Source organism: Pseudoalteromonas sp. SG45-3 (genome assembly GCF_014164075.1).
Taxonomy (GTDB): domain Bacteria; phylum Pseudomonadota; class Gammaproteobacteria; order Enterobacterales; family Alteromonadaceae; genus Pseudoalteromonas; species Pseudoalteromonas distincta.
In genome coordinates, this window is record NZ_JACJEN010000028.1 from 1 (window position 1) to 12,941 (window position 12,941).

A 12,941-nucleotide genomic window follows, 5' to 3' on the forward strand; every position below is an offset into this window, starting at 1 on the left:
ATTCGTGTCTTACTAACAGCTTATAACACACCAAAACGGCGTTTAATAATGTTATTGGACAAAATTAGATTTCTACTCAAAGCACTAGAATAAATTTAACTTTTCCAATGACCGCTGTTCGCTCAAACCAGACCATTCTAATTGGCTATACAAGCTCAATAAACGTAATGGCTAATTGAAATATAATGACAAACACACCCAGCAATAACAAATAAGTGCCAAATTGCGTGGCTAAATTGGGTACTTTTAGCGCTGTAAAATAATGTACCTAAACTATAAAAAATGCCGCCGGCAAGTAGCCAGTAAAGTGCTTTTACATCAACACTTGAATAAAGCGGGTATACAATAGCCAGTGCAAACCAACCCATAAGCAAGTAGGTGGCGAGTGATATTTTTTTATTACCGTTTTTTACAAATACTTTGTACGCAACGCCTGCTAGTGCCACCGCCCAAATAAATGTAAGTGTGGCCCATGACCAAGCACCGGTTAATGAGATTAATAAAAAGGGAGTGTAGGTGCCGGCAATTAATAAGTATATGGCGCAGTGATCGCACTTTTTATAAAAGGCTCTTAAGCGCGGTTGAATACTGGCGTGGTACAAAGTGGACGACAAAAACAGCACAAATAGGCTGCTGCCGTAAATTGCAGTACTAATATATGCTTTAGTGCTGGTGGCTAGGCTAAATAAATCCCACATAACAAATGCGGCAAATATAATACCGAGTGCATGGCTGATTACGTTTAGTTGTTCTTCTTTTTTAGAATAGGGCGCTTCTAACGACATGACAGATCCTACCACTATTTGAATGAATTTTAGTGTACAAGTGTACGCTGAGTTTTTCAATATTATAATTTTTATATGAATACAATAATTTATTGTTTTTCATAAAGTTGAAACATCAATTTAACCAATGCGTAATTAATAAGACGTAAAAAAGTCGTAATAGTTCGTTAGATTACTGGTAATTCCTAAAAACAATTAACCGGACGAACAGTGAAAAACATGAGAAATAAATTAACAACACGGCCTTTTCTTAAACTTACTAAATTGTCTGTGGCGATGATTTGCGTTACATCAACAAATAGTTTTGCAGATCAAACCATAAATAAAGAACTTGATGAAATAGTGGTTGTTGCTCAAAAGCGTGCGCAATCAATACAAGATGTGCCCGTAACAATAAGTGCCTACGATGGCGACTTTTTAGAAAGCTTAGGTATTGGCGAACTAGATACTTTATCTGAAATAACACCAGGGCTTGTTATTCAAGAGCAAAGCCCTAACAACCCGGGTTTTGTAATTCGTGGTATTACGTCTGATAGTGGGTCGTCTCAATCATCCCCTCGTGTGTCTATTTATTATAACGGAGCAGATGTATCACGCTCTCGTGGCTCATACTTTGAGCTTTTTGATGTAGAAGGGATTGAAGTTGTTAAGGGACCACAAGCGACACTGTTTGGAACAGCAGCTTCTGTAGGTGCTATTAGTGTAGCAACACGTAAACCAGAAAAAGATTTTTCGGCTCAATTAAAAGCATCCGTTGGTAATTACTCAGCCAAAGGTGCTAGTGGCTTTGTAACGGGTGGCAATGATTTATTGCAAGGCCGTGTTGCTTTTACTTATCGTGAACGTGATGGGTTTATAAAAAATATTGCAGGAGATAGTAACTCCCAAAATCCGGCTGGGTTTAAGCAAGATGACATGCATGCTATTGAGCGTTTTTCTTATCGTCCGTCTTTACGTATTACACCTAGTGACGATGTAACGATTGATTTGGTGTATACGTATGAAAAAAATGATGACTCGGGTACATCTTTTAAAAATGGGCTTTATGCACCCACCGGTGGTGATACAAGTCCATATAGCTTTGTTGAAATGCCAGGTAGTCCGTATGCAGAGTCTGTGTTTGGAAAAAAAGACTTAGGTGTGGAGCGCACAGTTAACGATTTAAATTTGACTGTAAATTGGGATGTAAGTAACGATTTAACAATCACCTCAATTACTGCAGGGCGTAATTTTGATTCTTTAGAAGTGTTTGATGCTGATGGTACGCAAGCATGGTTTTTAGAATTTGCTGAAGCTGCTGAGGGCGACCAATTTAGCCAAGAATTACGCGCTGTTTATACGCAGAATAAGTTCACTAGTATTTTTGGTGTGAGTTACTTTGAAGAAGATGGTAGCCAGCGTATTCCATTTAGTACAGAGGAGTCTATATTTTTAAATTGCTTAGGCGTATTGGGTTCAGGTGTTCCTTGTATTAATAATGATGGTAGCGTTAATATTTTAACGCCAGTATTAACAGGTGGTGTAGTAAACGAGTTGCCATATTCACTAGAGTTTACAAACTATGGTGAAAACAAAGCGTACTCAGCGTTTGCTGATGTAACTTATGCTGCAACTGAGGCACTAGAGTTAACAGCGGGTCTTCGTTATATAAAAGAAGAAAAGCGCAGTGGCTATAGCTCTGCTGCACCCAATAGTGTTTTAACAAAAGCACCATTGTTTACGGTTGATACAAATGGTGAAACATTCTATGGCGATGCTGATTATGATGATTGGCTGCCACGTTTTAATGCGCTTTATATAATAAACCCTACTACAAATATGTATGCGACTATTTCAAAAGGGCGTCGTTCGGAAGTACTAGAAGTGAGTTCGGCTAACAACGAACAAGGGAATGTCGAAGCCTCTATATCAGAAGTTCCAGCGGAAATTATTTGGAACTACGAAACCGGCATTAAAGGCAAAGCGCTTGACGGGCGTTTAGATTACTCTGTCGCTGTATTTTATCAAGATTACTCTAACTTTCAGGTTACGTTACAGGATGATGAAGGCGTTGCGTTTTCTGCAGATGCGGGCTCTGCCACTAATGTTGGCGCAGAGGCTGAAGTAAGGGCGTTAATTAATAATGAGTTTGAGGTATTTGCCAATGCGGCTTACCTTGATGCTGAAATAGATGATGATAGTAATAACGGTAACCTCGCAGGCAATAAATTTAGATTACAACCAGAGTGGACGTTTAGTACGGGGCTGTTTTATTCAACAGAATTGTCGAACTCACTTAATTTAACGAGCTCTTTAATATATAGCTACCGCTCTGAAGTGTATTTTGAGCCAGCAAATGCGCCAATATCAGGCTTAGATATTAGCCAACCTGGGCTTGGATTAGTCAGTGCGCGCTTAGGAATTGCAAGTGATGATGATTGGGCCGTTAGTGTATTTGCCAGTAACTTATTAGATAAAGAGTATTTAGTTGATGCAGGTAATACTGGAGGGGGATTTGGCAACCCAACATTTGTTGCAGGGGCACCTCGCTTTGTTGGTATTGAGTTAACTCTCGGGTTTGGCGGACAATAATACATTTAACTACTTGATATTTTAATTGAGCCACTGCAAAGTGGCTTTTTTATGTGATCACGTTAAAGTGAATTTATATTAGGTAAAAATGAAACAAGATCTAAAAGCTGCTTTACTTACCGCCATTGTTTATCCTGGAGCGGGGCATTTTTCTTTAAGAAAACACCTTATAGGCGCTATTTTTGCGGGTGTATTCTCTGTTCTTTTAATTTTAACCTTTCAAGATATATTTGCGATTGCACAGTGTACTGCAAATGAAATTGTAAACGGAAAAATACCCATGTCGGTTACGGCCATTTTAAAAGCCGCGCAACAACCATCTAACGCCTGCGCTCAACTCGCTGAATATAAGTATGTACCTTTAATGATTATAATTTGGGTGCTGAGCATGATAGATGCATACCGTTTGGGCAGAAAAGCGCAACCCACTAAAAAATAAGCGACTTAATCAGAACTCGGTTTGGTTGGCTTATTAATATTTACTCTGATATTTAGCTATTATTGATGGCGGTAATAATTATTACCGCTTTTTCCATTTTTATACATATTTTTTGTAACCGAGATTTTTGCCTGCACCATGTAAACATCGTGTAAATACCTGTATATACCCAGTAAAATCCTCAAACCTCGTTAAATTGCTCACTTGTTGATACTTAGTTAATTAAAACCCTTCTCCTTGTTCCTTTTTATTCATTTAATGTTAATAAATGATACTTTTTACTCGCCAAATTAACTTTGTTTAACTGTTAAGTATTGGTTTTGTGTCAATTTATTACATCAAGCAATGACGACTGATAATTTCAATTTAAGGAAATACGATGAATAACAGTTCAAATAATCATAAAAGAAAGGATTTTAAAGTGGCGAGCTTATCGTTAGCTTTATTATTAGGATGCTCAACCATGGCCAATGCCGCTGTTGAGAAGTTAACGGTGAGTGGGAATCAAATTCTTGCAGGTGGAGATAACACAAGCTTTGCAGGACCTAGCCTATTTTGGAGTAATACGGGGTGGGGCGCTGAAAAGTTTTATACAGCACAAACAGTAGCAAAGGCAAAAACTGAATTTAATTCAACATTAATTCGTGCAGCTATTGGCCATGGTACGAGTACCGGTGGTAGTTTGAACTTTGATTGGGAGGGCAATATGAGCCGTCTTGATACTGTTGTAAACGCAGCTATTAGCGAAGATATGTACGTTATTATTGATTTTCATAGCCATGAAGCACATACCGATCAAGCAACTGCAATTCGCTTTTTTGAAGACGTAGCTACTAAATATGGGCAGTACGACAATGTTATTTATGAAATTTATAATGAGCCGTTACAAATCTCGTGGGCTAACGATATTAAGCCTTACGCAGAAACAGTTATTGATAAAATTAGAGCAATCGACCCTGATAACTTAATTGTGGTTGGTACGCCTACGTGGTCGCAAGATGTGGATGTGGCATCACAAAATCCGATAGATCGCGCCAATATTGCTTACACTCTGCATTTTTATGCTGGCACGCATGGTCAATCGTATCGAAATAAAGCACAAACTGCACTCGATAACGGTATTGCACTATTCGCCACAGAGTGGGGAACAGTTAATGCTGATGGCAATGGTGGTGTTAATATTAATGAAACCGATGCATGGATGGCATTTTTTAAAACAAACAATATTAGCCACGCTAACTGGGCTTTAAACGATAAAAACGAAGGTGCTTCGTTATTTACTCCAGGCGGTAGTTGGAATTCACTAACCGCATCAGGCACTAAAGTTAAAGAGATCATTCAAGGTTGGGGTGGTAGTACGGTTGCTTTAGACTCTGATTGCGATGGTATAAGTGATAGTAACGATCAGTGCGATAACACTCCCGCAGGTACAACGGTTGATAGTATTGGTTGTGCAGTAACTGACAGCGATGGTGATGGTATTAGCGATAGTGTTGATCAATGCCCTAATACACCTGCAGATGAAACTGTTAATAATGTAGGCTGTGTTGTTGAAGTAGTTGAACCACAAAGCGATGTGGATAACGATGGTGTGAATGATGATATTGATCAGTGCCCAGATACACCCGTTGGTACAAGTGTAGATACAAATGGATGCAGTGTTGTAAGTTCAACCGTTTGTAATGGCATTAATACATACCCTAATTGGGTGAACAAAGATTACTCAGGTGGTCCGTTTACTCACAATAACACCGACGATAAAATGCAATATCAAGGCAATGCATACAGCGCAAATTGGTATACAAATAGCCTTCCAGGAAGTGATGCTTCGTGGACGCTTATCTATAGCTGTAGTTAAACGCGTTAAATAAAATATGCGAAGAAGGTAAATAATACATTTACCTTCTTTTTAAAAGTATTAGCCTTTATAAACACTTTGGTGTTGATTAATGATGTTATAGCTTGGGGAGTTTATGTTATCTATATAGCGCCAATCGGTTGTGATTTGCTCTTTAGTAATCGTCAGTAACATATATCCACGGTGTGATAAGTCACAATAGTTTAAGTCGTTTATTAGCAATGAAAGCGAGTCAGCCATTTGCTTTGCTTGTGCTGTATTAAGCGCTAAATAATGCTCCATACCCGGGGATGTAACACCTGGTGTTGCAAACTCTACTCCTACGCTTTCGCCTTTTGCATTTTTTAATGTGCCATGCCACGCATTGTGCGTATCACCTGCAACTACAACTAGCTTTTTATTTAATGCAGTAACGCTTTTGTATAATGCTTCGCGCTCGCTTGGGTAACCATCCCACGCATCTAAATTGTAAGGCATTAAAGTATTTACGCGTGCGAGTTGCTCGGGTGTTACCGCTTTATTAGCTAAAACGGCTTTTTTAATGGCAACAAGCTCTTTTAACACCTGCGGTATTTTAGTGCGATCGGATTGCGAGAATATTTCAGTAGGTAGCCACATTTTAGTCATCAATACTTGCTGGCCCAATACTTGCCATTTTGCATTTGATTTAGTTATTGCACTGGTGAGCCAGTTTAGTTGTGTGTTACCTAGTAACTGCCTACTTGGATTATTTAAATCACTGGCAAAGCGCGCAACATCCACTTGTTTGGTCTCTAGGTTTTTATAGTCGCTGTAAGCGAGTTGTTTATCGCGTGCTATTACGCGAGTATCTAGCATGTGTAAGCTTATTAAATTACCAAAATCAAAGGTGCGGTATATTTGCGGGCTTTGTTCGCCCATTGGCGGCCTAATTGGCAGCCATTCGTAATAGGCTTGAATAGCTGCTGCACGGCGCTTAAAAAAGTCACCTTCATCAGGGGTATGATTTTCAGCACCACTTTTATAGGTATCGTTGGTAACTTCGTGATCATCCCATATTGCAATAAAAGGCGCTGCAGCGTGAAGAGCTTGAAGGCCTTGGTCTGTTCTGTAAATAGCATAGCGCTTACGATAGTCGCTAAGGGTAATAATTTCACCACTGTTATCGGCTGCTAATTGGCGGCCAATTTTTTCAGCATTTTCGGTAGCGTATCCGCCCATTGGGTATTCGTAAATGTAATCTCCCAAATGCAGTACCACATCTAAATCTTTTTGTTTAGCGGCATCGGTGTAGGCATTAAAGTACCCAGCAGGATAGTTTGAGCACGACACAACAGCCATTTTTACTTGTTCAATGTTATTTATTGGTAGTGTTTTAGCACGGCCAATTGGGCTTTGTGTATTTAAACCCATAAACCGATAAAAGTACTCTGTGTTTGGAGCAAGTTCTTGCACATCTATTTTTATTGTAAAGTCTCTGCTTTTATCTGTTTGTTCGCGCCCGCTGCGGATGATGTTTTTAAATTGAGAGTCACTTGCCAGTTCCCAAGCAGCAGTAACTTCAAAATTTGATTGAGAAGTAGTTGCACGTGTCCAAATTATTAAAGCATTACTGAGCGGATCGCCACTGGCTACACCGTGTTTAAATTCAATAGCCGATAGTGGTTTGTTTGTTAATGTTTGAGCACAACCTGTAATGGCACTCGATACTGCGACGGTAAATATGCTTGCTGCTGAGGTTTTTAAGAAATTTCGACGTGATGAAAGGGTCATACTGCACTTTTTGAATTATTTATAGTGGTGTGCACTTTAGCGGGTAGATATGACGTTTTTATAAACGCTAAATGTATTTAGTGTGACGGTATTAATACATTTAAACCCTTTTATTTATTAACTAAAAAGTAGTCAAAAAATTAAATTAAATGGTTAAATTAACAAGGTATGAATTTTTTAAATTAAAGAGATGCATGTAAAATTGTTTAATTACAGTTGCTTACGATTTATTTTTATGTTGGCACAACCCTTGAGTATGTAACTACGTCTAAACAATACACAAACAAGGAATACCATTATGAAACATTCAATTAAAATCGCTATGGCAAGTTTATTAGTATTAGGTTCTGCGCAAGTACATGCAACAGAAGTGGACCTAGATGTAACTGATATATTAACTCAAAGTGTAGCAAGCTAAGTAAAGCAAACCACAATCGAGCTTGAAAAATCACTAAAGGAAACGCTTTATTTTGATGCTAAAACTGTTTTAGAGGGTTTATTAGATGAGCCCGTTTTAACACATAGCACAACGCTTAAAAATACTGACACTAGTATAAAAAACGTAAAATAAATTATTTAAAGGATTAAAACGATGAGCAGTGAACTTGGATTGTTTGCATTAATGTTAGCACCCGTAGTCAGTATGATTAGCGCTTATTACTCGGTTCAAGTGTTTAAAGCTATGGGAGGTTGGTTTAATCTTTAGCCAATTATATAGCTGGTAATTAATTCGATTCATACAAAGCTGATCGACTTAGCAAAAGCGCACGTAAATAAAGGCAGAGTGTTTGAAAGAAGTAGACTTTATGAAACGTGCGATTTTTCCATTACCCATTTTTATGTTACCTGAAGGCTATACGCGATTACGCATATTTGAGCCTCGCTATTTAAATATGGTTAAAACCGCATTAAAAAACAATACAGGGTTTGTGCTTTGTACATTTGAGCACGACACGCCATTTAATATAAGCGCGCAAGGTTGCCTTGTTGATATTATTGATTTTGACCAAGACGACAACGATGTATTATTAATCGATGTGTTTGCTTCTCAAAGCGTTCAAATAAATGACGTTTATCAAGACGAGGACGAACTGCGACATGGTTTGGTGTCTTCTTGTAATACGCCATATTGGTATAAGGATTCTAACAACTCAGTTGGCGAACATGACTTATTGCATGATGCGCTTTTAAACGTGTTTAAAAGTAATCCGGAACTTAATTTACTGTACAAAAAAACTCACTTTGACAAACTGCCTTGGATTGCAGCCCGTTGGCTTGAGCTCCTACCTATTTCTATTGAGAAAAAACAGCAACTTGCGTTTGAAACGAACTTTGATAACTTACTGAATTTCCTCCATACTGTGATTAATAACGAATTTGCCTAAATTTTATGATCCTAAATTAATTATTGCCCGTATTACTTAATACAAAAGCAATAACGGGATAAATTATTATGGTAAGTCAACAACAATCACCACGTTGTGAACCTAATACAGGTAAGTACACTGCCATGCCAGAAACGCCGAGTAAAGAACTCATGCAAGCGCTTATAGATGTTGCACAGTCACGCGATAAAAAAGCATTTTCCTATTTATTTGAATACTTTGCGCCAAAAATTAAACGCTTTGGAATTAAGCAATTTGGTGTTGAAGCTCAAGCAATGGAGCTTGTGCAAGAGACGTTAACATCTGTTTGGCGTAAAGCACATTTGTATCACAGTGATAAAGGTGCGGCTACTACTTGGGTTTATACCGTTATGCGTAACGCTTCATTCGATATGCTTCGTAAAATGAAAAGTAATAAAGAAGAAAACATAAGCGAAGATATTTGGCCGTTATTAAACGAATCACAAGATACACATCACGAATACAGTGATCATTTAGAAGATAAACAAATTAAACGTTATTTAGACAAATTACCTATTGCTCAACGCGAAGTGGTAAGAGGCGTTTATTTTCAAGACATGTCGCAAGAGCAACTTGCACATCAACTTAATATTCCAGTAGGCACGGTAAAATCACGATTACGTTTGGCCTTGCAAAAATTACGTAATGAAATGGGAGATCAGCATGATTAAACATCACCCGAGTGAAACTTTACTGACACAGTATTGCGATGCATCACTTGCTACATCATTGAGTTTAGCCGTTTCTATACATGTAGATATGTGCCCTGTGTGCCAAGCTAAAGTAGCTAAAATTGAGGCAAGCAATGCAAACGCATTATTTAGCGAAGAGCCAGCGCAATATGAGAAACCTCAAGCTGAGCAACCTGAGTTACTTGAAGAATTTGAATTGAATGTGCTTGATATGATCACATCTGATGATTCTATCGACGAAGTTTATGAAGTAGAGCCTGTTTCTATTAAAGTTAATGAGCATAACTATCAGCTTCCACGTGCGCTAACGCGTATTTCTCACAGTAAATTTACCCAAGTGGGTAAGCTTGCGAGATCTCGTATTGCACTTGATGATGGCCCATTACGTTCTAGCTTGTTACATATTGATGCTGGTGGTGAAATACCAGAACACACGCACACTGGCTTTGAAGTTACTTTACTCCTAGATGGCGAGTTTAGTGATGAAGAAGGAAAATATGTCCCAGGTGACTTTATATGGCAAGATGGTAGTCACCAACATACTCCTTTAACAAAAGATGGTTGTTTGTGCTTTACAGTTGTCAGTAGTGCGCTACATTTTAATAAGGGCTTCAGCAAGTTACTAAATCCAATAGGTAATTTGATTTACTAAGAGAATTTATGCACACAGATATAATAAAAATAGGTATAAGCGCCTGCTTAGCAGGCGAAAAAGTTAGATTTGACACAGGTCATAAAAAGTCAAATTTCTGTATGGATGAGTTAGGTAAACACGTTGAATATACACGGTTTTGTCCGGAGGTAGCGGTAGGTTTACCAATACCTCGACCAACTATTCGCCAAGTTAAAGTGGGAGATACTATTAAAGTATGTCGCCCAGATGGCACTGGAGATGTAGGTCAACAACTTACCGAGTATGGTAAAAAAGTTGCAACAGAACAAGCTAAAGAGTTGAGCGGGTTTGTATTTTGCGCTAAAAGTCCAAGCTGCGGCATGGAGCGCATTAAAATATACAACGAAGCAGGCACGGGTAATACCTCTGAAGGCATTGGTTTTTTTGCTGAGCAAATAATGAAGCACAACCCATTATTGCCATGTGAAGAAAACGGTCGCTTAAATGACATGCATTTACGTGAAAACTTTGTAATGAGAATTTACGTATTTAAAAATTGGCAAAAGTTAGTACAAGAACCACTAACGGTTCACAAGCTTACTCAATTTCATTCTCAGTATAAGTATTTGTTGATGGCTCATAATTACCAAGCTTATCGAGATTTGGGTAATCTTCTTGGAACGTTCGTAGGTGATGATATAAATGCAGTTGCTGATGAATATATTTTAGGTTTGATGACGGGTCTGAAAAAGCCAGCTTCTCGCAGAAATAATTGCAACACCCTAATGCATTTACAAGGCTACTTTAAAAATGATTTATCAAAGGTTGAAAAACAAGAACTTCGTGATGCCATAGACGAATACCGCGAAGGATTGGTGCCATTGTATGTACCACTTACCTTGTTAAAACATCATTTGAAAGTTCATCCGAATGAGTACCTTGAAAAACAGGTGTTTTTTAACCCATACCCTCACGATTTAAAATTACGATTTGGTATTTAATGGATACATTATTTTGGTTTAGGCGCGATTTGCGCCTTTTTTCTAATGAAGCGTTAATCCAAGCGCTAAATAATGGCGCTAAACACGCCATTTTTTTTGTGTCTGAAAAGCAGTGGCAACAACACCAAGCTGCGCCTATTCAGATTGACTTACTCAAGCGCCGAGTTACTTATCTTCAATCACAACTTGCTGATTACGGTATTACTTTACATATTATTGAAGCGCCTAGCTTTTGTGATTGTACGCGCGAGCTTATTAACTTTTGTAAAGCAAACGATGTAAAACACGTAATTGCTAATACAGAATATGAGCTTAATGAAGTAAACCGCGATAAAGCAATTTTGCACGAATGCGATGAGCTTTCTATTACTTTTACTTTGTACGAAGGTGATTTAATTGCACCTGTTGGAACGGTCAAAAATCAAAGTAATGAAATGTATAAAGTGTTTACTCCATTTAAACGTGCATGGTTAAAGCAGTATCAAGATACACACTTTAGTTTGCCACAATGGCCTTTAACTTCTGACCCTATTGAGTTTGACGAGAGTGATTTACTAAAAAGTGATGGGTGCTCAGATAAGTGGCCGGTTGACGACGAAACACTCTCTACGGTAGTTGATAATTTTATATGCGACAAACTTACAAGTTACGACGACCAGCGTGATATTCCCAGTGTAAAAGGCACATCGGGTTTAAGCCCGTATTTAGCACTAGGTATTGTAAGCACAAAGCAACTGCTTATTAATATTCAGCAGCGTTATCCTGATATTTTAACTACATCAAAAAGTAAAACGTTTACGTGGATTAACGAGCTTGTTTGGCGCGAATTTTACAGGCATTTAATTGCTGAATTTCCGAAGCTTTCGCGCGGCGATAACTTTAACGAAAAGTATAATGCTGTAGTGTGGCGTAAAAGCGAAAGCGATTTTAAAGCATGGTGCGAAGGGCGTACAGGTTACCCATTAGTGGATGCAGCAATGCTACAACTTAAGCAAACCGGTTGGATGCATAATCGTTTACGAATGGTTGTTGCAAGCTTTTTAACTAAACATTTATTAATAGACTGGCGTAAAGGTGAACGCTTTTTCATGCAGCACTTAATTGATGGCGATTTAGCCTCAAATAATGGTGGTTGGCAGTGGGCTGCAAGTACGGGCTGTGATGCTCAGCCTTATTTTAGAGTTTTTAATCCTATCAGACAAAGCGAGCGCTTTGATCCAACGGGCAAGTTTATCCGTAAGTATTTGCCAGAGCTTGAAAACGTGCCAGATAAACACATTCATTTTCCACACACTTATTTAGCCGCAACAGGCAAAGATAAGGAATGTTACTGGCCAGCAATAGTTGATCATAAAGCGGCACGAGAACGTGCACTTGCTGCATTTAAGGTGTGATATGGATAACCAGTTACCAGTAGATAAATTTGTTGAAATATACCAACAGCTTGATAGCACTAATCTTGATTTATTGAGTGATATTTACTGTGACAACATACAGTTTATAGACCCGATGCATGAAATTAACGGCATTGTAGAATTGCGCAGGTACTTTGCTAACTTATACAGCAATGTTAAGCATTGCCAGTTTGATATTAGTGATTCGTTTAATAGCGGTAACAATGCTTTTATTTATTGGACTATGCATTATGCACATCCAAAGCTTTCATCAGGTAAAACTATCTCGGTAGCCGGTCATAGTAAGCTTATTTTTAAAGATGGCAAAATTATTAAGCACAGAGACTACTTTAATGTGGGCGAGTTGTTATACAAACACATTCCTTTACTTGGTAGCGTTATAAAGCTAATTGATAAAAGGGCAGGTTAA

The 12,941-nt window shown here is 38.3% G+C and carries 11 protein-coding genes and 1 pseudogene; 10 read left to right on the forward strand and 2 right to left on the reverse strand.

The window, feature by feature from the left end; all coding sequences use genetic code 11:
• Nucleotides 1–155: 155 nt before the first annotated feature.
• Nucleotides 156–785, reverse strand: coding sequence for a hemolysin III family protein (locus H5126_RS19780; RefSeq protein ID WP_182721116.1), 630 nt, complete (start codon nucleotides 783–785; stop codon nucleotides 156–158).
• 219 nt (nucleotides 786–1,004) lie between these two features.
• On the opposite strand from H5126_RS19780, the gene H5126_RS19785 reads away from it, so the two are divergent.
• The 3 genes from H5126_RS19785 (at nucleotide 1,005) to H5126_RS19795 (ending at nucleotide 5,653) form a co-directional block, all read left to right on the forward strand.
• Complete coding sequence (locus H5126_RS19785; protein WP_182721117.1) at nucleotides 1,005–3,356, forward strand: TonB-dependent receptor; 2,352 nt, start codon at nucleotides 1,005–1,007, stop codon at nucleotides 3,354–3,356.
• Between the two features lie 88 nt (nucleotides 3,357–3,444).
• Nucleotides 3,445–3,795, forward strand: a complete 351-nt coding sequence (locus tag H5126_RS19790; protein WP_182721118.1) for a hypothetical protein — start codon at nucleotides 3,445–3,447, stop codon at nucleotides 3,793–3,795.
• A gap of 379 nt (nucleotides 3,796–4,174) precedes the next feature.
• Nucleotides 4,175–5,653 carry a cellulase family glycosylhydrolase gene (locus H5126_RS19795; RefSeq protein ID WP_182721119.1) on the forward strand — a complete coding sequence of 493 codons (1,479 nt, stop codon included), beginning with the start codon at nucleotides 4,175–4,177 and terminating at the stop codon, nucleotides 5,651–5,653.
• 60 nt (nucleotides 5,654–5,713) lie between these two features.
• On the opposite strand, the gene H5126_RS19800 is transcribed toward H5126_RS19795, so the two are convergent.
• Nucleotides 5,714–7,405, reverse strand: a complete 1,692-nt coding sequence (locus H5126_RS19800) for an alkaline phosphatase (protein WP_182721120.1) — start codon at nucleotides 7,403–7,405, stop codon at nucleotides 5,714–5,716.
• Between the two features lie 298 nt (nucleotides 7,406–7,703).
• Between H5126_RS19800 and H5126_RS19805 the strand changes: the two are divergent.
• The 7 genes and pseudogenes from H5126_RS19805 (at nucleotide 7,704) to H5126_RS19835 (ending at nucleotide 12,941) form a co-directional block, all read left to right on the forward strand.
• Nucleotides 7,704–7,976: pseudogene (locus H5126_RS19805) on the forward strand (hypothetical protein).
• A gap of 235 nt (nucleotides 7,977–8,211) precedes the next feature.
• Nucleotides 8,212–8,790 carry an LON peptidase substrate-binding domain-containing protein gene (locus H5126_RS19810; protein WP_024596915.1) on the forward strand — a complete coding sequence of 193 codons (579 nt, stop codon included), beginning with the start codon at nucleotides 8,212–8,214 and terminating at the stop codon, nucleotides 8,788–8,790.
• A gap of 68 nt (nucleotides 8,791–8,858) precedes the next feature.
• A complete protein-coding gene (locus H5126_RS19815; protein WP_002962457.1) occupies nucleotides 8,859–9,482 on the forward strand; it encodes a sigma-70 family RNA polymerase sigma factor in 624 nt (207 codons plus the stop codon).
• Nucleotides 9,475–10,155 carry a ChrR family anti-sigma-E factor gene (locus H5126_RS19820; protein WP_002962459.1) on the forward strand — a complete coding sequence of 227 codons (681 nt, stop codon included), beginning with the start codon at nucleotides 9,475–9,477 and terminating at the stop codon, nucleotides 10,153–10,155. Before H5126_RS19815 ends, H5126_RS19820 begins: the two co-directional genes overlap by 8 nt.
• Nucleotides 10,156–10,163: 8 nt before the next feature.
• Complete coding sequence (locus tag H5126_RS19825; RefSeq protein ID WP_002962461.1) at nucleotides 10,164–11,117, forward strand: DUF523 and DUF1722 domain-containing protein; 954 nt, start codon at nucleotides 10,164–10,166, stop codon at nucleotides 11,115–11,117.
• The gene (gene phrB / locus H5126_RS19830; protein WP_182721121.1) at nucleotides 11,117–12,511 is read left to right on the forward strand and encodes a deoxyribodipyrimidine photo-lyase; all 1,395 of its coding nucleotides are present in this window, start codon (nucleotides 11,117–11,119) and stop codon (nucleotides 12,509–12,511) included. The genes H5126_RS19825 and phrB overlap by 1 nt, the downstream gene beginning before the upstream one ends.
• A 1-nt stretch (nucleotide 12,512) precedes the next feature.
• Nucleotides 12,513–12,941 (forward strand): nuclear transport factor 2 family protein, encoded by a 429-nt coding sequence (locus H5126_RS19835; protein ID WP_182721122.1) that lies wholly within the window; start codon nucleotides 12,513–12,515, stop codon nucleotides 12,939–12,941.

Coding starts and splice junctions, on each gene's coding strand:
- H5126_RS19835 (WP_182721122.1), top strand. CDS start 12,513: ATGGATAACCAGTTACCAGTAGATAAATTTGTTGAAATATACCAACAG.
- H5126_RS19815 (WP_002962457.1), top strand. CDS start 8,859: ATGGTAAGTCAACAACAATCACCACGTTGTGAACCTAATACAGGTAAG.
- H5126_RS19785 (WP_182721117.1), top strand. CDS start 1,005: ATGAGAAATAAATTAACAACACGGCCTTTTCTTAAACTTACTAAATTG.
- H5126_RS19795 (WP_182721119.1), top strand. CDS start 4,175: ATGAATAACAGTTCAAATAATCATAAAAGAAAGGATTTTAAAGTGGCG.
- H5126_RS19800 (WP_182721120.1), bottom strand. CDS start 7,405: ATGACCCTTTCATCACGTCGAAATTTCTTAAAAACCTCAGCAGCAAGC.
- phrB (WP_182721121.1), top strand. CDS start 11,117: ATGGATACATTATTTTGGTTTAGGCGCGATTTGCGCCTTTTTTCTAAT.
- H5126_RS19825 (WP_002962461.1), top strand. CDS start 10,164: ATGCACACAGATATAATAAAAATAGGTATAAGCGCCTGCTTAGCAGGC.
- H5126_RS19820 (WP_002962459.1), top strand. CDS start 9,475: ATGATTAAACATCACCCGAGTGAAACTTTACTGACACAGTATTGCGAT.
- H5126_RS19810 (WP_024596915.1), top strand. CDS start 8,212: ATGAAACGTGCGATTTTTCCATTACCCATTTTTATGTTACCTGAAGGC.
- H5126_RS19780 (WP_182721116.1), bottom strand. CDS start 785: ATGTCGTTAGAAGCGCCCTATTCTAAAAAAGAAGAACAACTAAACGTA.
- H5126_RS19790 (WP_182721118.1), top strand. CDS start 3,445: ATGAAACAAGATCTAAAAGCTGCTTTACTTACCGCCATTGTTTATCCT.